The 19251-nt window shown below is 57.6% G+C and carries 14 protein-coding genes; 1 reads left to right on the top strand and 13 read right to left on the bottom strand.

All coding sequences use genetic code 11. From position 1 onward, the window contains the following. Nucleotides 1-33: 33 nt before the first annotated feature. The 5 genes from VFX97_18340 to rfaE2 form a co-directional block, all read right to left on the bottom strand. Nucleotides 34-312, bottom strand: coding sequence for a S4 domain-containing protein (locus tag VFX97_18340; protein HEX5705165.1), 279 nt, complete (start codon nucleotides 310-312; stop codon nucleotides 34-36). 82 nt (nucleotides 313-394) lie between these two features. Then, the gene (locus tag VFX97_18335) at nucleotides 395-1474 is read right to left on the bottom strand and encodes a peptidyl-prolyl cis-trans isomerase (protein HEX5705164.1); all 1080 of its coding nucleotides are present in this window, start codon (nucleotides 1472-1474) and stop codon (nucleotides 395-397) included. Nucleotides 1475-1650: 176 nt separating this feature from the next. Continuing rightward, nucleotides 1651-5493, bottom strand: coding sequence for a transcription-repair coupling factor (gene mfd, locus VFX97_18330; GenBank protein HEX5705163.1), 3843 nt, complete (start codon nucleotides 5491-5493; stop codon nucleotides 1651-1653). Then, nucleotides 5490-6215, bottom strand: a complete 726-nt coding sequence (locus VFX97_18325) for an AAA family ATPase (protein HEX5705162.1) — start codon at nucleotides 6213-6215, stop codon at nucleotides 5490-5492. The genes mfd and VFX97_18325 overlap by 4 nt, the downstream gene beginning before the upstream one ends. A gap of 37 nt (nucleotides 6216-6252) precedes the next feature. Further along, nucleotides 6253-6729, bottom strand: coding sequence for a D-glycero-beta-D-manno-heptose 1-phosphate adenylyltransferase (gene rfaE2, locus VFX97_18320; protein ID HEX5705161.1), 477 nt, complete (start codon nucleotides 6727-6729; stop codon nucleotides 6253-6255). Between the two features lie 103 nt (nucleotides 6730-6832). Between rfaE2 and VFX97_18315 the strand changes: the two genes are divergently transcribed. Next, nucleotides 6833-8539 (top strand): lysine--tRNA ligase, encoded by a 1707-nt coding sequence (locus VFX97_18315; protein HEX5705160.1) that lies wholly within the window; start codon nucleotides 6833-6835, stop codon nucleotides 8537-8539. Between the two features lie 70 nt (nucleotides 8540-8609). Here the strand turns inward: VFX97_18315 and VFX97_18310 are convergent, their stop codons facing one another. From VFX97_18310 to VFX97_18275, 8 genes are all read right to left on the bottom strand, one after another. Then, nucleotides 8610-9089, bottom strand: coding sequence for a DUF4440 domain-containing protein (locus tag VFX97_18310; GenBank protein HEX5705159.1), 480 nt, complete (start codon nucleotides 9087-9089; stop codon nucleotides 8610-8612). A gap of 164 nt (nucleotides 9090-9253) precedes the next feature. Then, nucleotides 9254-10330, bottom strand: coding sequence for a YCF48-related protein (locus tag VFX97_18305; protein ID HEX5705158.1), 1077 nt, complete (start codon nucleotides 10328-10330; stop codon nucleotides 9254-9256). Nucleotides 10331-10367: 37 nt separating this feature from the next. Next, nucleotides 10368-11174, bottom strand: a complete 807-nt coding sequence (locus tag VFX97_18300) for a polysaccharide biosynthesis/export family protein (protein HEX5705157.1) — start codon at nucleotides 11172-11174, stop codon at nucleotides 10368-10370. A gap of 54 nt (nucleotides 11175-11228) precedes the next feature. Beyond that, nucleotides 11229-12614 (bottom strand): TIGR03013 family XrtA/PEP-CTERM system glycosyltransferase, encoded by a 1386-nt coding sequence (locus VFX97_18295; GenBank protein ID HEX5705156.1) that lies wholly within the window; start codon nucleotides 12612-12614, stop codon nucleotides 11229-11231. 37 nt (nucleotides 12615-12651) lie between these two features. Then, nucleotides 12652-13722: a CpsD/CapB family tyrosine-protein kinase gene (locus tag VFX97_18290; protein HEX5705155.1), complete on the bottom strand. Its 1071-nt coding sequence runs from the start codon at nucleotides 13720-13722 to the stop codon at nucleotides 12652-12654. Further along, on the bottom strand, nucleotides 13706-14878 hold the full coding sequence (locus VFX97_18285; protein ID HEX5705154.1) for an AAA family ATPase: 1173 nt from the start codon (nucleotides 14876-14878) through the stop codon (nucleotides 13706-13708). Before VFX97_18285 ends, VFX97_18290 begins: the two co-directional genes overlap by 17 nt. 72 nt (nucleotides 14879-14950) lie before the next feature. Further along, nucleotides 14951-16567, bottom strand: coding sequence for a GNVR domain-containing protein (locus tag VFX97_18280; protein HEX5705153.1), 1617 nt, complete (start codon nucleotides 16565-16567; stop codon nucleotides 14951-14953). A 98-nt stretch (nucleotides 16568-16665) separates the two neighbouring features. Further along, nucleotides 16666-19062 (bottom strand): tetratricopeptide repeat protein, encoded by a 2397-nt coding sequence (locus VFX97_18275; protein HEX5705152.1) that lies wholly within the window; start codon nucleotides 19060-19062, stop codon nucleotides 16666-16668. Nucleotides 19063-19251 lie beyond the last annotated feature (189 nt).

Raw genomic sequence — 19251 nt, 5'->3', positions numbered from 1 at the left:
AGGTGTGAATTAGAACGCGCGGCGGGCATCAACTTAGACGCCTTTTTCCGGGTCCAGTTCCGTTCTACTGACGATTTCAATTAGCGAATTTGCGTCCCGGCGAGAGACATTGTGGGAGGTTGGCACTTCCACCACGCGCGCGACGGTTTCTTCGTTCGCCTTGCGGATTATGATTTCGTCACCGGCTTTGACGTCGTGCGCGGATTTCGCCGGGCGGCCGTTGAGCAAAACAATGCCCGCATCGCAAAGCTTCTGAGCAACGGTGCGCCGCGGGCAAAGCCGGCTTAGTTTTAGGAATAAATCAAGACGCACTGCTTAGTAATGAGTGATGAGTCATGAGTGATGAGCGTTCGCGTCTTACTCATCACGCAATACTCATCACTCATCACTTTAGTTACGGTTTGTCCTTCTTGTTGTCCTTCTTGTCGGTCTTAGTCGCGGCGGCAGGCGGCACGATGTTAAGCAACGGCGCTACTGACGCGCGATAAGTTTCCGCGATGCTCACGTAAGCGTCGTTGCGCAAATTCTGCAGATACTGCTCGCGCGCTTTCGGCAGACGCTCGGTGGTGATCGCTTCGCGCACTTTCATCTCGTTGAAAGTCGGCGTCGAAGAACCGGCGGTGCGCGCATCGACCCGGAGAATTTGATACCCCTCGTCAGTCTTCAAAGGCTCACCGACGCCGCCGGCCTGAACGCTCTTAATGGCAGCGGCGATGTCCGGTCGCAAATTTACGACTTCAAACAAACCAACTTTGCCTTTGTTCTGCTGGCTGCGCTCCGAATACGCCGTGGCCAGTGTGCCAAAGTCAGCGCCGCCGCGAATCTGCGTGACGAGTTGATTGGCGCGCGCTTTTACTTCCGCCTCGGGTTTACCCGCAAGGCTCAAAAAGATCTCCGAAAGTTCGACGGTCTCCGGTTTGACGAACTTGCTCTGGTTCGCGTCAAAGTATTTCCGCAGCTCATCGATGCTCAAGCCATAAAACAGCTTGGAATCCACGTCGCTCTCAAGCACCGCCTGCTTCATCATTTCGGTACGCATCGTCTGACGCGTCTCAACCGGATCGACGCCTGACTGGCGCATCGCTTCTTCCAGTTTCTCGATCGAGTTCAGCTTATTTTCGACGGCGACTTCGAGCATGCGTTTGTTCACCTGCGCTTCAACGCGTTCGCTCAGGTCGAGCTCCTTCCCTTTCGCCAGCAGCAGCTGCTCGTTGATGAGCGTGGCGATCAGTTCAGCTTTCCGCTTTTCCACTTCGGCCTGGGCCTGCTCTGGGCTCATGCCGTTCTGCTTCAAGGTTTCCACGCGCTCTTTCATTTCGCGCTTCAACTGTGAGAGGGTGACGACGCCGTCATTGACCTGGGCGATAACTTCGTCAACGACGACCGGTTCGCCTTCCTGAGCTGTGGCCATGGAGGGCAAGAACAATACAGCCGCAGCCAGGAACAGCGCAGCAGTGAGTGATTTGAATTTCATTAGTACTCCTTAAAGATCGCTCCGGAGGAGCGAAATTTTCATAGACTCGTTTTTTCCTTAAACGACCGAAGCTCCTTTAGGAGCGTGATGTCCCCGCTCCTAAAGGAGCCATTACTTGTCGAAGCGAATGGGTCTATAAACATTTCGCGCCTAACGGCGCTGTTGATTCGCCAATTCTAACCGTCGCTACGGATTTGCAGCAACACGCGGCGGGCTACGGCCAGCACTTCGTCCCGCTCTTCCTCGCTCAATTCCAGTCGCAAAACACCGTTGGGGGTGAAGCTTGCCCCGGTGCGAACTCGCACCATTTCCATCAGCTTTTCCGGCGCAACCCGCGCTTTTTCGCTGAGTTTAATGGCGATTCCACCCGGCGCCCGGTCAATGGAAACGACCCCGACATCCTCAGCCGCCTGCCTCAGCCGCGCATAGGCGAAAAGGTGTTCGACGGATTCAGGGATACGGCCGTAGCGGTCTTCCGTTTCGGCACGAATCGCCGTCAAAGCCTCTTCATCGCGCGCTGACGAAACGCGCTTATAAGTCCGCAGGCGCTGTCCCATGTCGCTAACATACGTTTCGGGAATCGCGACATCGACGGCAAGATTGATGGTGACGCTGGTTTCGTCTTCGACCTGTTCGCCGCGGAGCTCCGAAACCGTGCGCTCGAGCATTTGCGTGTAAAGATCGAATCCGAGCGCGTTCATGTGACCGGACTGCTGCCCGCCGAGCAGATTGCCCGCACCTCTCAATTCCAAATCCAAAGCCGCGATCCGAAATCCAGCTCCCAATTCAGAGAACTCACGAATCGCGGCCAAACGCCTTCGCGCAATGGGCGAAAGCTCCTGTTCCGCCGGAATCAAGAGGTAAGCATAAGCTCGACGATTCGAGCGCCCGACGCGCCCGCGCAACTGATAAAGCTGAGAAAGACCGTAATTATCGGCGCGATTTATGATGATTGTGTTCGCTCGGGGGATGTCTATTCCGTTCTCAATAATAGTGGTCGCGACCAGCACATCGTATTTAAAATCAATGAAATCCAGCATCACGCGCTCCATCTCTTTCTCATTCATCTTGCCGTGGCCGACAGCGATGCGGCACGAAGGCACCAGGCGCTTTACGAGGGCCGCAATCGTCTCGATTGACTCGACGCGATTGTGAATGAAAAAGATCTGGCCGCCGCGCGACAGTTCGAGCTCGATGGCCGACTTGATGACCGTGTCCGATGACTGCACGACCTGGGTTTGGATGGCGAGGCGATCGCTGGGCGGGGTCTCGATCAGAGACATGTCACGCAAGCCACTCAGTGACATATTCAGCGTGCGCGGAATTGGCGTGGCTGATAAAGTCAGTACATCGACGCGCTTCTTCAGTTGCTTCAGACGCTCTTTGTGCGCGACACCGAAACGTTGCTCTTCATCGACGACGACCAAACCGAGATCGCGAAAGCTCACGTCTTTCGAAAGCATTCGATGCGTGCCGATCACCACATCGACCTCGCCGCCTTCCACCCGTTTCACCACTTCCTTCTGTTCTTTTGTCGATCGAAAGCGTGAAAGCAATTCAACTTTGATAGGAAAAGGCGCGAACCGCTGGCGAAAAGTTTCGAAGTGCTGGTAAGCGAGCACGGTGGTCGGCGTCAGGATTGCGGTCTGTTTGCCGTCCATCACGGCTTTGAATGCCGCCCGCATGGCGACTTCAGTCTTGCCGTAACCGACGTCGCCGCAGAGCAGGCGGTCCATCGGCGTCGGCGTCTCCATGTCTTTCTTCACGTCCTCGATCGCGGTTTCCTGATCGGGCGTGAGCGTGTATTCGAAACCTTCCTCGAACTCCCGCTGCCAGGGCGCGTCCGGCGGGAACGAATGCCCCTGAACCAGTTTGCGCTCCGCGTACAAACGCAGAAGCTCGTCAGCCATGTCGCGCATCGCGCGTTTGGCTTTGGCCTTGGTCTTCTGCCAACCGATGCCGCCGAGTTTATCCAGCGTCGGCTGGTGGCCCTCGGCACTGGAGTATCGCTGCACCAGATCGAGCCGCTCAACCGGCACATAAAGCTTGGCGTCCTCCGCGTAATAAAGCAGCATGAACTCGCCGCGTTTGGGCGCCGCAATCGCTGCCGGTGAAGGCTGCGCCGGTCCCAGGTCAAGCGTCACCAGTCCTCCGAATCGCGCGATGCCGTGATCGATGTGGACGACGTAGTCGTTTACTTTTAGATCGCGAAAGTCGGAAAGGAACGCAGCCGCGCGCGCGCGACGTTTTTTCTCGCGCTTGATTGCCGTGCTGCGACGCTCAAGCGCGGGTTCAGCGGCTTCATCGAACAAGTCGCCTTCCACATGGACGACCAGGTGTGACGATGGCAATTCGAAACCGCCGGAAAGTTTGCCGAAGGTGACAACTGCTTGCGCGGTTGCCGGGGCATCGGATTGATCTTCGAATGAAGTTAGCCGCGCGTTCACTTCGTATTCGCGCAGAATTTCCGTGACGCGCTCGGCCACGCCGCGGCTGGGCATCACAAACAGAGTTGTGGCATTTGAATTTGCGTGTCGCGCAATGACGTCGCGCGCCAGATCCGGCAAGCGGCCGTGATAGCGCATCACTGACTGCGCTCGCCATTCGATCTCACCGGGAAGCGCGGGGCGGGGTCCCCAAGCGGGCAGCCCGCTTGGGGTGCTGGACATCCTGCCCGCATCTGTTCCCCGCTCCGCTTGCGGAGAGGGGTTAGGGGAGAGGTTGGCGGTCGTCGCAACCCCACCCCCGTCCCCTCCCCGCTGGCGGGGAGGGGTGGCTGACACATGCGGAAACAAAAACAACGGTCGCTTCCGCCCGCGTTCTTTTCCGACCGAAATCTTCGGCTCTTCGGCCTCGAGCGCGAGCGCCTGATCGGTGGCCGCCACGGTGCGACCGAGCGCCCGCAGCTCCACCCTTTGCTTTGAATCGATTCGCGAACGCAGCTCTTCAGCGGTGAGATAAAGTTCCTCCGGCCGCAAACCGAGATCATCGGCCGCTTCAGTTTCCGCGTGGCGCTGCTCGAGAGTTTGGAACGCGCTCGACAGATAGTTCTCGACCGCGACGGGTTCATCGATGACGAGCACCGCGTCTTTCAGATAATCAAATGTGGTTGCATGGCTCTCACGGCCCAGCGAAATCAGCCATTCCCAGCCGGGGAAGCTTTCGCCTTCGTCGGCGTAAACGGTTCGATCTCGAAGCGAGCGCGCGAATCGCTCGTCACGCCAGCGCAGGCGCGCATGTGACGCCCATTCACGAAAGTCTGACGCGTGCACCATCAGTTCGCGCATCGGCGGTATTTCGATTTGCGTTAGCTGAGCTGTGGAGAGTTGCGTTTCCGGATCGAATTCGCGAATTGAATCAACCGTGTCGCCAAAGAATTCAATGCGGGCGGGGGCGTCGCGTCCCGGCGGCCAAACATCGAGAATGCCGCCGCGCATCGAGAACTCACCCACCGCGCCAATCGGATCTTCCCGCACATAACCGCCGGCGATGAGCTTTTCGACGAGCTCTTCCGGCGCGGTGTCTTCATCGCGACGCAGAACCGTTCCGGCCTTCAGAATTTCGACCGGCGGAATTGTGCGCCGCGCCATCGCGCGCGAGGTCAGCAGAACGAAATCAGGTTGAGTCCGCGCCAAACGCCACAGCGCCAACGCGCGTCGTTCAAGCGTCTCTGCGTGCGGCGAGCCGCCGGCATATGGATCGCTCTCAGACGACGGCAGTACGGCCACGGTGGCCTTGCATTCAGATGCGCCCCGCAAAACGCAATACCAGAAACTGATATCGCGCTCCCAATTTTCAAGGTCGCGTTGGGCTGGGACTACGAGCGCGAACTGCTTTCCCGTTTCGCGTTGCAGGGCGGCCAATGCGAGCGCGCGTGCGGGGCCCGCCACCAAGCCACTAATCGAAATGACGCGCGCGCCCCGGCGGATTTGATCGAGCACACTTCGGAATTCCGCGCTTTGGAAACCTGCGTCGAGCGCGTTCTGGAGAACAGAGGGTAACTGGGTCGCCGAAGTCATGGTTCCATCAGGATCGTCAGCATTTGTTGATAGCCGTTAAGAAACTGCCTCGTGACTGAATAATGTTCCGTTTGCTCGTATGCGACCTTCTTGATTCCATCCTCATCGAGTTGGTAGATGCAAGCTCGCGGATACGCGAGCAGGATCGGCGAGTGTGTGGCAATGATGAATTGGGATTCCTGCTCGACCAGCTTATGAATCGCCGATAGCGCGGCCATTTGTCGCGAGGGAGACAGCGCCGCCTCGGGCTCGTCCATAATGTAGAGGCCGCCTCCCGTCAGCTTGTGCAAGAGAGTAGCCATAAACGATTCGCCGTGTGACTGCTGATGCAGTGACTTGCCGCCATATCCTCGCAGGTAACCTGTCTCCTCCATGAAGGTGGCCAGATTGTAAAAGCTTTCAGCCCTGAGAAAATATTCGTCCCCGGGCTTCTTAAAACTGCGCACCATCCGCAGGTAGCGATGCAATTCCGAATGCGTTCGGGTGGTGGTGAATTGTGATTGCTTAGTCCCGCCTTCCGGATTAAATCCAAGGCCGACCGCAATAGCCTCAATCAGAGTGGACTTGCCTGAGCCGTTCTCGCCGACTAAAAACGTGACGTCGGGGTGAAACTTCAGGGTCTTGAGCTTTCTGACTCCTGGAATACAGAACGGGTAAGCATCGAAGTCTTCGATCATCTCCCGCTTCAATGATATTTCTTTCAGATAGGGCTTTGCTTGCATTGCCGGTGGGAATTTTCCGCTGACTGGGGCAATACTGCTACTGCCCCGTCTTCATCCGCTCAATAATTTTGCTGGTCGAAGCACCTTCGACAAACGGCAGAGACACAACGCTGCCGCCCGCCGCTTCAACTTCTTCACGTCCATGAATCTGATCCAGCGTGTAATCGCCGCCTTTCACCAGCACGTCCGGCAGCAACTCAGCGATCAGAGACCGCGGTGACAAGTCATCGAAAATCGTCACGTAATCGACCGGTTCCAAAGCGGCGAGAAGCTCGGCGCGATCATTCTCGTTCACCAACGGGCGACCGGCGCCCTTCAATTCCCGCACTGAAGCATCGCTGTTGACCGCAACCACGAGCGCCTGACCCAGCGTCCGCGCGAGGCGCAAGTAACGCGCGTGGCCAACGTGAAGAAGATCGAACACGCCGTTTGTAAACACGAGTTTCTTGCCCGCATCGCGCAGGTGTTCGCGCTCGATGAGCAGTTCATCGCGCGTCACAATCTTTTTCCGCATTGGGGTCAAACGTGAATTGTACGAGGCCGAAAGATAAACGGCAAAAGTGTCAGGGTGTTTCTCTGTGCCTCAGTGGATCTCCGTGCCTCTGTGGTGAAATCAGGTGACGGATAGATCACCACTGGCGCACAGAGAACTCAAAGAGACGCAGAGAACTACTTTTGTCGAATCAGCGGTTACCATTTACTATTCACAGATTGCCATGACGGTGCCTTTTCTCGAAGAAAACGATCAGACAGTCGCGCGTCGCGCACACCTTGAAGCGCTGCGCGCACTGGTGGGCAACGTCTATCCAAATAAGTTCGAAAGAAGCGATGTCACCGGCACTGCTTCGCATGAAGACACGATTACCTCGATTGTCGAAGTGTTCAAGGAGTATGAGCCTGAGTTAAACGAAGGCGAGAAGCCTTCGGCGGAGGTTCTCGAATCGACCAACAACGAGTTGAACAAAACGCGAGTTCGCATTGCCGGTCGCATTGCGGCGCCGCCTCGCGTGATGGGCAAAGCCGCCTTCCTTCATCTATCCGACGGTGTGTCGCGTTTACAGATGTACATTCGCCGGCAGGATGTCGCGGGCCTGCGTAACGACTCGGAAGGTGGCGAAGTTAATGGTTGGGAGTTGTTTGGGCTGCTGGATCACGGCGACTTCATCGGCGTCGATGGATATTTATTCATCACGAAAACGGGCGAGCTTTCGATCCATGTTGAGAAGCTTCAGTTTCTCGCCAAGGCCATGCTGCCGATGCCGGACAAGATGCATGGCATACACGATCCGGAAATTCGCCAGCGCCAGCGATATGCGGATCTGATCGCCGGCAGCCTGAAACTTGAGCAAGACGAACACGACCTGACGCCGCGCGAAGTTTTCGAGCTGCGTTACAAGACTATTCGTCACATTCGCCGGTTCCTCGATGATCACGGTTATGTCGAAGTCGAGACGCCGATGCTGACATCGAAAGCGACCGGCGCGCTCGCGCGGCCGTTCAAGACACATCACAACGCGCTCGACATCGATCTGTACGCGCGCATCGCTCCCGAACTTTATTTGAAGCGATTGGTGGTGGGTGGCTTTGAGAAGGTTTACGAGATCAATCGCAACTTTCGAAATGAGGGGATCGATCGCGTCCACAATCCCGAGTTCACGATGCTCGAGTTCTACTGGGCCTACGCCGACGTGAGCCAGATGATGGATTTCTGCGAGAGGCTCTTGCGATCAGTTGTCTTTACAGTTCTCGGTCAACACGTTCGCTACGGCGAGCACGAGATCGATTTTTCACAGCCGTTCGCGCGGATTTCCATGCGAGATGCGATCTCGCGATTCGGAAAACAGGAAGTCAGCCGGGATGAGCCCGCAGAACGAATAGTCGAGTTGTTTGAAGAACTCGCGGAACCGCATTTGATTCAACCGACGTTCATCACCGATTTTCCGAAGCCGATCTCGCCCCTCTCGAAAGCTTCACCCGCTGATCCTTCGGTAGCTGAACGCTTTGAATTCTTTGTCGCGGCCCTGGAGACGGCAAATGGCTTCTCTGAACTGAACGATCCCGAAGAGCAGTACCAGCGCTTCAAAGAGCAGGGGCAGCAGCGCGAGCGTGGCGATGAGGAAGCGATGGTGATGGACGAAGATTACATTCGCGCTTTGGCTTACGGGATGCCGCCCGCGGCGGGAATTGGTGTGGGAATCGATCGATTAGTGATGCTGCTCGCGAACAAACACTCAATCCGCGACGTGATCCTGTTTCCGCACATGCGACCGGAGAAAGCAGGCGGCACCAGGCAGGAGGCTGGAGCAAGCGAGTCCAACGTCTGACGTCTAAAGTCCAAAGCCCCGCGTCATTCACAGACGTTGGACTTTGGACTTGCGACTTTGGACTCGGTTGTTATCGCGCCGCGGTTTCCTGGTGGAAAACCGTTACCCACGCATCTTTACGTTTCACCCAGAGGCTGCTCACCCAAACAGTCGCTGGTACCGGCGCACCGGCACAGGTCCCTTCCTGAGTACCTTTGTAAACCAATAAAGCCGTCGTCGTGGTGGGCTTGGTCAGCTTCCAATCGCTCAAGGAAAAGGATTTGATGTCGCACATCTTCATCCCGTCGGGAAGGCTCCCTTTTGCCATCACGCCGCCGCTGTCGACGACAACGACATCCTTGCCGAGATACATGTCAAACGGCTTCATATCCTTGTTCTTGAAGCCATTCCACAGCTCAGTTTCTTTTTCCGCGAGATCCTTTTGCAGCATGGCCTGGGTTACGCGAGGTGCTTTCGGTTTCGGTGTCGGCGAGGGGGTCGCCTCCTGTGCGATCGATAAGCTGGCCAGAGTCAAAACCAGGACGGCGGCCAGAAGTAGATGTCTCTTCATCCGTTAAATCTCCTTAAGATTGGGGTTTGAATGCGCGGAGTTTCTACTACTGTGCTCCGGCTCTGTCAATGGTTGGTCACGTGGCACAGACTTCAGTCTGTGAATTCAACTGAGATTGAGCACGTCTGAGAAGAAACCACAGACTAGAGTCTCTGCCACTTGTCCTAACGGAGCGAGGGCGCAGTTGACTGGCCGAGTTTAAGGATCGTTCCGCCGAAACCAACGGCCCAGCCGTGATTTCGATCGACGAAGTGGATGCGCGTCAGCTCGTGTGAAATTCCTGTGGTTTCAGCGAACCAGTGACGGCCCCCGTTGACGGTACGCAGAAGAGTTCCGTTGGCGCCGGCGGCCCAGCCTTCCGAGGGACTGATGAACTTAACATCGAGCAGATCGACTGCGACGTTTGATCTCTGTGAAAACCAGGTGCGCCCACCGTCGCTGGTCGCGAAGATTCGGCCGGATGAGCCGACCGCCCATCCCAGACGATCGCTGATGAAGCTGGTTGAGTGGAATCGAAACTTCACGTTGTCCCGCACAGTTGCTGTCTGCCAGGTAACGCCGCTGTTGCTGGTGTGAATAATTGTGGAGCTCGCGCCCACCAACCACAGCCGTGAACTGTCGAAGAACGCGCCACCCAAGAGCAGATGCCTGGTCGGAGGAGATTGAGGCGTCCAATGCGCGCCGCCATCGCTGGTCGCCAGCACCACGCCGGTTTCGCCAAACACCCAACCGTGCGCGGCGTCCGCAAATATTACGCGTACGAGACGCGCGTTAAGATCGGTCCCGTCAAGGTAGATTGGTCGCCACGTCAATCCGCCGTCGTCTGTGCGCAGCAGATAGGAACGCGCTTCGTCATTCGTCTTCAGCTTGTAAACATCACGTTCAGCGATGAGCCAGCCCGTATGCTCGTCAACGAAGCAAACGTCGCGGAGGGTGTCTTTGGTGAGAGTCGCTACTCGCTTCCAGGTTGCACCGCCGTCGCCTGTTTCCAGCAACGTGCCGCCGCTGCCGGCGACCCAGCCGTGATTTTGATCGAGAAATTGAACGGCGTGCAGCCACGCCATCGTGCCAGATTTCTGACGACTCCAGGTCGCGGCGGAGGCAGTGGGCAGTGAGCAGTGAGCAGTGAGCAGAAGGAGAAGCGCTACGAGAAGACGGGGAAATGGGGGGACGGGGAGACGCTGAGAACGCCCGCGCGTTTCTCCGTGTCTCCCTCTCTCCGTGTCTCCGTGTCTTATCATCCTGCTCACTGCTCACTGCTCACTGCCCACTGATTTCTCAGAATCCTCCGGTAAAGATACGCGCGAAACTTAGCACTGGCAGGAAACTCGTGATCTTGTCGAATGTCTTCCACTTGTTCCCCGGCACGATGACCTGATCGCCCGGCTGGAGATAGACGGAATCCGGGGCTTGCCCTTTGTAGATGGCGCTCACGTTGACCGGAATCGGCTGCAAGTTCCCATTCGCCTGCTTGCGCAGCACATAAACTTTGCTCTTGTTACCGGTTTGCAGAACGCCACCAGATTCGGCAATAGCTTCGGTCACAGACAATCGTCGCGTCATCAGGCGAATTCCGGGCTGTGCGACGTCGCCAACTACGCTGTAGCGATATGAACCGGCGCGATCGAGCGACACGGTGACCTGCGGGGTAAAAATGTATTCGTCGTAACGCTTCGTGATCAGTTCTGCGACCTGGTCTACGGTCTTGCCGTTGACGAAGATGCCATCCGGAATCAGCGCGAGATAAATTCGACCGCTGGGCGGAATGACGATGCCCTGCTTTGAGTAACGTTCTTGCGCAAAAACGTTGACCGAGATCACATCCTCGGGGCCGAGCCGATAAGTCGTGAAGAAATTGTTGTACTGCTGCACGATCGCCTCTTCATCCGAAGACGCATCCATGCGGTTCGTCTGCCCGTCCGCGGTGACTTCAGGCGTTGGCGAAGGCTGCGCAGTCGCGGTGGATTGAGTTTCCTCCGCTGCCGTGCGGCGTTGCCGCGTGGCGGTTGGCGATTGAGCGAACGTGGCGCCCGCGATTGCCAGCGCGCTCGCGATCACCAATGTTTGCATTAACGTCTTCTTCATGGCTCCAGCTCCAGTCTTGCCAAATTTCAAATGACAAATGGCAAATCTTAAATGTCAGGTTCCCTTTCCAAACAAGATCGTCTTGACCGTTTCGAACATGATGGTCGCATCGAGCGCCACGTTCTGGTTCTTCATGTAGTACAGATCGTATTGCAGCTTCTGTTTGGCGTCTTCGATCGACGCGCCGTACGGATAGTTGATCTGCGCCCAGCCCGTCAGGCCCGGCGCCATCAGGTGGCGCTGTTCGTAGTACGGAATCTCCTGCGCGAGCTGCGCGACAAAGTGTGGCCGCTCCGGACGCGGGCCAACGAAGTTCATGTCGCCGCGCAGAATGTTCCAAAACTGCGGAATCTCGTCGACGCGAATCTTGCGAATGATGCGGCCGACCCGCGTCATGCGTTCGTCATCGGTCTTGGCCCAAACGGGACCGTCTTTCTCAGCATCGGTCCGCATCGAACGAAACTTCATCAGCCGGAACGGCCGGCCGTTCTTGCCCACGCGTTCCTGCTGGTAAAGGATGGGGCCGCGCGACTCGAGCTTGATCACGATGGCGGTAATGATTGCGATTGGCAGCGAAAGGATTGCGCCTATCAGCGCGATGATGCGATGCATGGCGCTCCGCGCGAACTCGTTGATGCGCGCGCGACGACCACGGCTTGAGAAGATCAGCCACGAAGGCCGAATCATGTCGAGCAGCACGCGCCCGGTCAACCGTTCGTAGAATGACGCGCTTTCTTCAATCGTCACATCGCCGGACAAACTCAGTTTCAAAAGCTCCTGCGTGGGAAACTGCCCGCGTCGATCGCCGATGGCGACGACCAGCCGATCGATGTTCTCCCGTTTAACCAGCGAAGCCAATTCTGATGTCAGGCCGATCACTTTCGGATTGATCAAGCTCTTTCCCACCAGCGCCGGATCGTTGTCGACAAAGCCGACGACGCGATAGCCCGCGTCTTTGCGTTGCAATGTTTCCTTAGCGATCTCGACCGCAAACTCGCCGGAACCGACGATCAGAATGCGCTCGCCCAGTTCCGGATGGCCGAGAAACCAATGAATCGAAAGCCGCCAGGCGACCATCAACAGCAGGGCCAGCGGCAAAGAAATCAGGGTCACGCCACGGCCAATCATCACCTGCGGCAGCGCATAGAACATCAACGCCAGCGCTATCCACGCGAGGCCAAGCGCTTGCAGCATGCGCAATACCAACTCGCGCCGGTCACGCATGACCACGAAATCGTAGAGGTCAAAGAAATAGAAAGATGTCAGGCAGAAGAGTGTCGCCAGCGCGGCTTTGTAAAATCCGTAGCGATTAATCAGCGCGTCTTCGGCATCTCCCGCGCCCATCCGCACATACACAGCGATTACCAGGCCGACGAAGAGCAACATTGCTTCGACCAGCAGCAGGAGAATCGTACGGGCTTTAAGGCGCGATGAGTTCATATCTTTGGTTCCCTCTCCCAAAGGGAGAGGGAGAAAATCAGGACACCACGTCCTCCTCGATATAAATCATTTCGAGTTCGCGATCGTCGCTCGATTCGACTTCGCCCTCAGCTTCCGGTCGCGCGGCATAGCGTTGCTGTTGATAGTAGTAAGCAGCTTCATCGCTTGATGCTTCAGCGCGATTCAGCACGACGCCCAGCATTCGTTCGCGTGGCAATTGCTCCAGGAGCCGATCGACTACCGCATAACGCGTCTTGCCTGAGCGCACAACCATCAACGCGCCGTCGGCACGATTGATCAAAAGGTTCGCGTCGGTGAACACGCCCAGCGGCGGGGCGTCGATGATGATGTAATCAAAGTGCTTGCGCGCTTCATCAAGCAGGTGGCCAAAACGCGGTCCCGACAACAGCTCAGCCACGTCTTCACGGGCAGCGCCACCGGGCAGCAAATGCAGGCCGGCAGGCTGAAGCTTCACGATGGCCTGCGCCAGTTTCGTTTCGCCGGTCAGTACTTCCGACAAGCCAACTTCATTTTCAATTCCCAGGTAGTGCGCAGTTGAAGGCCGGCGCAAGTCTGCGTCGATCAGCAAAGCCCTGACGCCGTCTGTCTGCGCCAGCAGCCACGCCAGGTTCAAACTCGTCAGAGTTTTGCCTTCGCCGATGCCGGCGCTGGTGATGACAAAAGCGCGCATGTTTTGCCGCTCGCCGGCTTCCAGCAGTTTCGTGCGCAGCGCGCGAAAGTGCTCACACTCAGGCGAGCGCGGAGAAGTGACGGCGAAAAGATGTGGTTCGACGCGCGCGGTCGAGATTACTCGCGAAGAGAACTCGACGGCGCGCGCCGATCCGACAGCGCCCAAGGTTGCCCCAGCATCACGGGAAGCTGGTCCGCCGGGGAGTGCCGGCCCGCCGGTCGCCTCATCCGTGTGCGCAGTGGACGCTGAATTGGTGCCGACCGGCATCGCAGTGAACGGCGCGACATCCCATGGATGCTCTGCCTGTCTCGGAACGAAATACGAGACGTTATCTGCGTTGCCAGTCTGGCTGACTGAAGAAGTAGAAGTGCGCGGAGCGGATTCGGCCCGCTTCAGCGCGTCATAGACTCTGCCCATTGTTTCCTCTCCCGTTGCCTGAGCGGCTGTAAGCCGAGCCCAGCTCGTCAATGCTGATTGGGTCAGTACGTCGTGAGTATTTGATTTCAGGTTCCGGGGCCGGCGAGACCAGCGAGAAGCTGTCGCCATTCGTGGGCCGCTCTGAAAATCCGGGCGAAGCATCGCGCCGTTCCATCGGTGAGGAATCGCCGTTCCCGGATCTGAGATCCGAGACCTGAGATTTGAGATCCGAGACCTGAGATTTGAGATCACTATCGCCGTTACCGGCGGCCCACAGTTCCGCACGCGCGGCGGAATTAAAGATGCGGCTGTGATCGTTTTGGACCTGGGGCGTCTCACTGGTGCGCCGCGGCAACATGTCGAACGTGGCCGCGACTTCTTCAATCATCGCGCGGCTAATCACCGTGGCGCCGGAGGCGAAGCCGTTGAGCAGCGCGTTGTCGCAAAGATTGTTAATGTTGCGCGGGATGCCTGCGGCACACCGAAAGATGTAGTCGACGGCGCCCGGCGAGAAAAGGTCGGTCTTCGCCGCGCCGGCAACCTTCAAACGAGAAGCGATGTACTGGGCCGTCTCTTCGACGTTCGGCAGCGCGGTAATTTCGCAACGCAGCGCGACACGTTGTTTAAGTTGGCGCAGGTTGGGTTGATTCAAAACCTCGCGCAGCTCCGGCTGTCCGGTCAGCACAATTTGCAGGTGCTTCGCAGTGTCCGATTCGAAGTTGCACAGCAGCCGAATCTCTTCCAGGACTTCCGTGGACAAGCCGTGTCCTTCATCAACGACCAGCACCGTGCGCAGGCCACGGTTGTGACGCGACTCGAGAACCCTGCCGAGTTCGATCAGCAGGTCCGATTTGTTTTCCCACTCGCCAATGTTGAAGAGGGTCGCGAGATATTGATAGAACTCTGCGACGGACAGGCGCGGGTTGAAGATGTAAGCCACCATCACCGTGCGATCCAGGCGCTGCATCATCCAGCGCAGCAAGGTCGTCTTGCCGGTGCCGACTTCGCCAGTCACGACGATGAGGCCGCGGCCGCTCTCGATGCCGTAGTGCAGATTCGCCATCACTTCCGTGTGCGAAGGCGTGAAGTAAAGGAAGCGCGGATCGGGGGTCAGCGCGAATGGCAACTCTTTCAGTCCGTAAAATTCTATGTACATGGCTTTCTCCGTGGGGCTGGTACGCCGGCGTCCTCGCCTGCTGCGTTTCAGCACGCCTGAGGCGTGCGTACCTTACTGGCTGATCTTTTCGAACACGTGCGTCAGAGTTAAAACAAAAGCGAGCATCGGTACTGCGACAACTGCCGCGGCGATGCCGGCGGCCAGTGCGAGACTTTTGCGGCGCGGAATGGCGACCGCTTCGGCCGGTGTCAGCAGTTCAGGAATCGAAGCGAGCACCGGCAGGCTGGTGTAGTGCTTCGCGTCTTCAACCGTCTGAATCGTGAACAAACGGCGCACTTCAAAAATCAGGACGAGCAAGAGGCCCAGCGCGAAGCCAATTCCGAAGCCGCCTGCCGTCAGCATGAGACGCTTCGGCGCGACCGGTTTCTCCGGCAGGTTTGCCGGGTCAACCACCTGGATGCCGCCGCTTTGCTGGACCTTCGCCGCGTCCGCGCCCACAACGATCTTCGACTGTTGCAGAAGCAGGTTGTCGTAATTCGTTTTCTTGGTTTGGTATTCACGGTCGATTGTTTGCAAACCAACTTCTGCTTCCGGGATCGCGTTGATGCGCACGTTGAGCTCGGCGATTTGCCGATTAGTTTCGGCCAGCAAACGGTTCTGCCGATCCATGTCGCCTTCGACCATTGCAATGTTCGTGCGCAGCGTTAACAGGCGCGGGTCGCTGAGCTTCGTCAGTTTCTGTCTCCGCTCTTCGATCCGGTCTTTCCACTCGTTCATCATCTGATCCTGCTGCGACTTGATGTCTTCAATCTGCTTTTTCTTCGCGATGACGTCCGGATGCTTTTCTTTGTACTGCGTATTCAAAATTTGCAGTTCGCCTTCATACTCTGAGCGGCGGCTAACCAATTGGGCCCAGGCGGCGGTGGTCTTCGGATCAGTCGCCCCCTCCGAGGCCAGCACGATTTCCTGCTCGTGACTTTTGGTGATGTCGCCAAGCTGGTTGCGATACGCGGCCCCTAAATCGCGCAGGCGGCCCTGTTCCGCGATCAGCGCCTTCTGCTCTTCATGCAAAGCCGTTAGCCGGCCGACCAGCGCCTGCGACTGCGACGGCAGGTTGTTCATGTTCTGTTGCAGATAAGCGAGCCGCTGCGTGTCGATTGCGTCGACCTCCTCTTTCGCAGCGCGCACTTGTTCTTCCATGAACTGCTTGGCTGACGCGCCCGCGTTGACCGTCCCGATAGTCTGCTCGTCGATGTACTTGCTCGCGAGTTCGCGGGCGACGGCCTGGGTAGTTTTCGGATCGCGTCCGCGGTAGCTGATGTTGAAGGCGTTCGTAATATCGTTGCGGCTGGTGTTGACCTTGACGTTAATCGCCTCGAGCATGTTGTCCATGATCACTTCCATCGCTTCGCCACGCGCCCGCTCTTCTTTGTACAGGTCGTACTTTTCCACCAGCGGTTGCAGCGAACTGCGGCTGGTGACGACTTGAGAAATGCTGGCGAGTTCGCGTGTCAGCGTTTCTTCCGTAACCGTCGGCACCACCGAATTCGGCAGCGTCGAAGACTTTACGACGATTAGCGTGGTCGATTCGTAGATGTCCGGCAGACGAAACGCGACGTAGCCGATGGCCAGGCCAATCGCGAGCGTGGGCAGGATGATCATCCATTTGCGCTTCAGCGCGATGCGGCCGTACTCGCCTAGTTTGCGCGGTCGAAATTCAGTGCTCATCACTTGACTCCTCTTAGGTCCCTTTTGTCCCTTGGGTCCCTAGGTCACAAAGGACAAATGGGACGAACGGGACCTAAGCGACGAATAGGACTGATCAATTACAGCGTTCCCAAAGCTTTCTTAGCTTCGTCGGCTTCGGGGAAATGCGACTTCTCAGCCAGGCGCAGCGCGCTTTCGATTTCGCGACGCGCACCGGCCTTGTCACCGTTTGCCGCCAGCGCGACGCCGAGATGATAGCGATAAGTGGGCGAAGGCGAGACGTTGTTGCGGCGCGCGGCGTTCTCATCGACGGTCGCGGCCTTCTTCAGTTGTTCGGCGGCAGCGGCGTACAGGCCTTTCTTGTAGTAAACCCAGCCCAGCGTATCGACGAAGCTCGGTACTTCCGGGTTCGCCTGCACGGCGGTTTGCGCCAGCCGCACCGCTTCGTCCAGGTTGCCTTTGCCATGCTGCGCGTAGAGCCACGCCAAATTGTTCGCGGCGAAGATCGCGTTCTGATCGATCGCCAGCGCCTTGCGGTAGTTGTCGATCGCCGCGTCAATGTTCTGCAGGTTCATTTCGAGCATGCCGATCAGCGTGTAAATCGCCGCGCTGTCAGGACGGCGCTCGACAATCTTTCGATACTCGTCGATCGCGCGTTGCTGCTGGTTCGTGTTCACGAACAGTGCGCCGAGAGCCGAGTAGGCAGCCAGATAGTTCCCGTCGATCTCCAGGGCGCGGCGGAACGAAGCTTCTGCGCCCTGCGCGTTCATCTCGTAGCCGTAGACCTGGCCCTTCAGGAAGTGCAGCGAAGCATTACTGGGTTGCGAGGCGATGGCTTGATCGATGCGCGCGTGTGCCTGGTCGGGTTTTCTCTGCGCGGTGTAGACGTTCATCAGCCCACGCAGCGAATTGAAGTGGGCGCCGTCAATCGCGAGCGCGCTGTTGTAGAAGCCGATGGCTTCGTCCACCTTGCTCTCGGCAAGTGCGACGGCCGCGAGGTTTACGTGACTGTCAGGGCTGTTCGGGGCGGCATCGCGCGCGGCGGTGAAATCCTGGCGAGCAGTTTTGATATCTCGCAGCTGTAACGCGGCCGAGCCATGCGCGATCAGCGCTTTGACTCTTAACTCGACGAGCATCTGCGGCGACGTATCGCGATCGGGCGCGGCTTTCGCCAGACGCTCCTGCAACTGCTCCGCGAGTTTCAGCGCTGACTTGGCATCGCCGCTCGCGAGATTAATTTGAATCTGCATCAGCTTGGCAGGCAGGTAGTCGGGATAGTTTCGCTCGAGGTCGCCGGCGAACACCCGCGCCTGATCCATCTGGCCCAGACGGAAGTTGGCTTCCGCCATGAAGAACAGCCCGGCACGAGAGTTGGGCTCCTGCCTCAGCACTTCGCGCAGGTCTTCGATCGCTACTTTCAGATCGTTCGCCTGGCCCGCCTGCATCTGGATGCGCGCGCGCAGAATCAATGCCTGGCGATCCGTCGCGTCATTCTTCAGAACCGAGTCGACTTCGTTTTTGGCGCCCGCGACATCGCGGCGGTTCAACATGATCTCGGCCAAACGGTAATGCGCCTGCGTGTAGTCCGGCGATTTCGTCAGCACTTCTCGGTAAATCGCAATCGCTTCGTCCAAACGACCGACTGACGAGTAGAAGTCGCCGAGGATCGAACGGCCCTCAGGCTTGTCTTTGTCCATTTCGGCCAGTGCTTTGTAGGACTCTTCAGCTTTGTCGAGCCGCTTGTTGACCAGGTAGAAGCTGGCAATGATGAAGCGCGCATCGCGATTGCTCGGTTCGACCTGGACCGCTTTTTGAAACGCGGCTTCGGCTTCATCGAGTCGTTGTGCGCCGACCAGAAACTTTCCGTATTCGTAATGCGCCATCGCCGATCCGCCACTGACGGAAATCGCGCGCTGATAAGTCGCCTCGGCGGTCGCGATGTCGCGCGTCAACACATAAAAGCGAGCGAGACTCAGGTACGATTCGACACGCTGCGGATTCAATTCGATCGCGCGATTCAGCTCCGCGAACGCTTCCTGCTTCTTGTCCTGCGCAAACAGGACGCCACCCATCAGGATGTGACCTTCGATGTGATTGGGATCTTTCTCGAGCACTTCTTTCGCGAGCCGCTCAGCTTCGCCGAGCGCTGCGGATGAATGCTTTGCGCCGACCAGGTAGTAGTTACCCAGCTTCACGCGCGAGTCGAGGTGGTTCGGATCGAGTGACGCCGTCGCGCGCATCTCTTCGAAGGCTTCCTGGTAACGCTGCAAACCTTCGTAGGCGTTCGCCAGTCCCCAATGCGCTTCGGCGAGTTTGTCGTCGATTTGCAGGGCGCTGCGAAACTCCAGCACGGCTTCCTGAAACTTCTTCTCTTTCAGAAGCGCCTGGCCACGGGCGACGTGGTTGGCTTTGGCTTTTTCCGGCGTGGTGCACGCGCCAAGAACAAAGATGGCGGCGAGCAGGGAAAGAAACAGAGGAAGGACGTAAGACTTGCGGCGGCACTCTCGATTTTTCATTGCGGTCTCCGTGAATCCCGACAGGTCGGGACTCGGGCAATTCACTCAACGGTTGTCTTTGCGGCAACGGGCAATGTCGCGCGAAGGCCGTTTGAGTTACTGATTGATGGCTGTCAAAAAACGTCACTCACGCGCAGCGGCGGAGTCACAGGTAAGAAAGGGATAATCGGAAGTGAGTTTCAGGAAAAG

This window comes from Pyrinomonadaceae bacterium (assembly GCA_036277115.1).
Taxonomy (GTDB): Bacteria; Acidobacteriota; Blastocatellia; order Pyrinomonadales; family Pyrinomonadaceae; genus UBA11740.
This window is presented reverse-complemented; position numbering and strand designations above follow the sequence as displayed.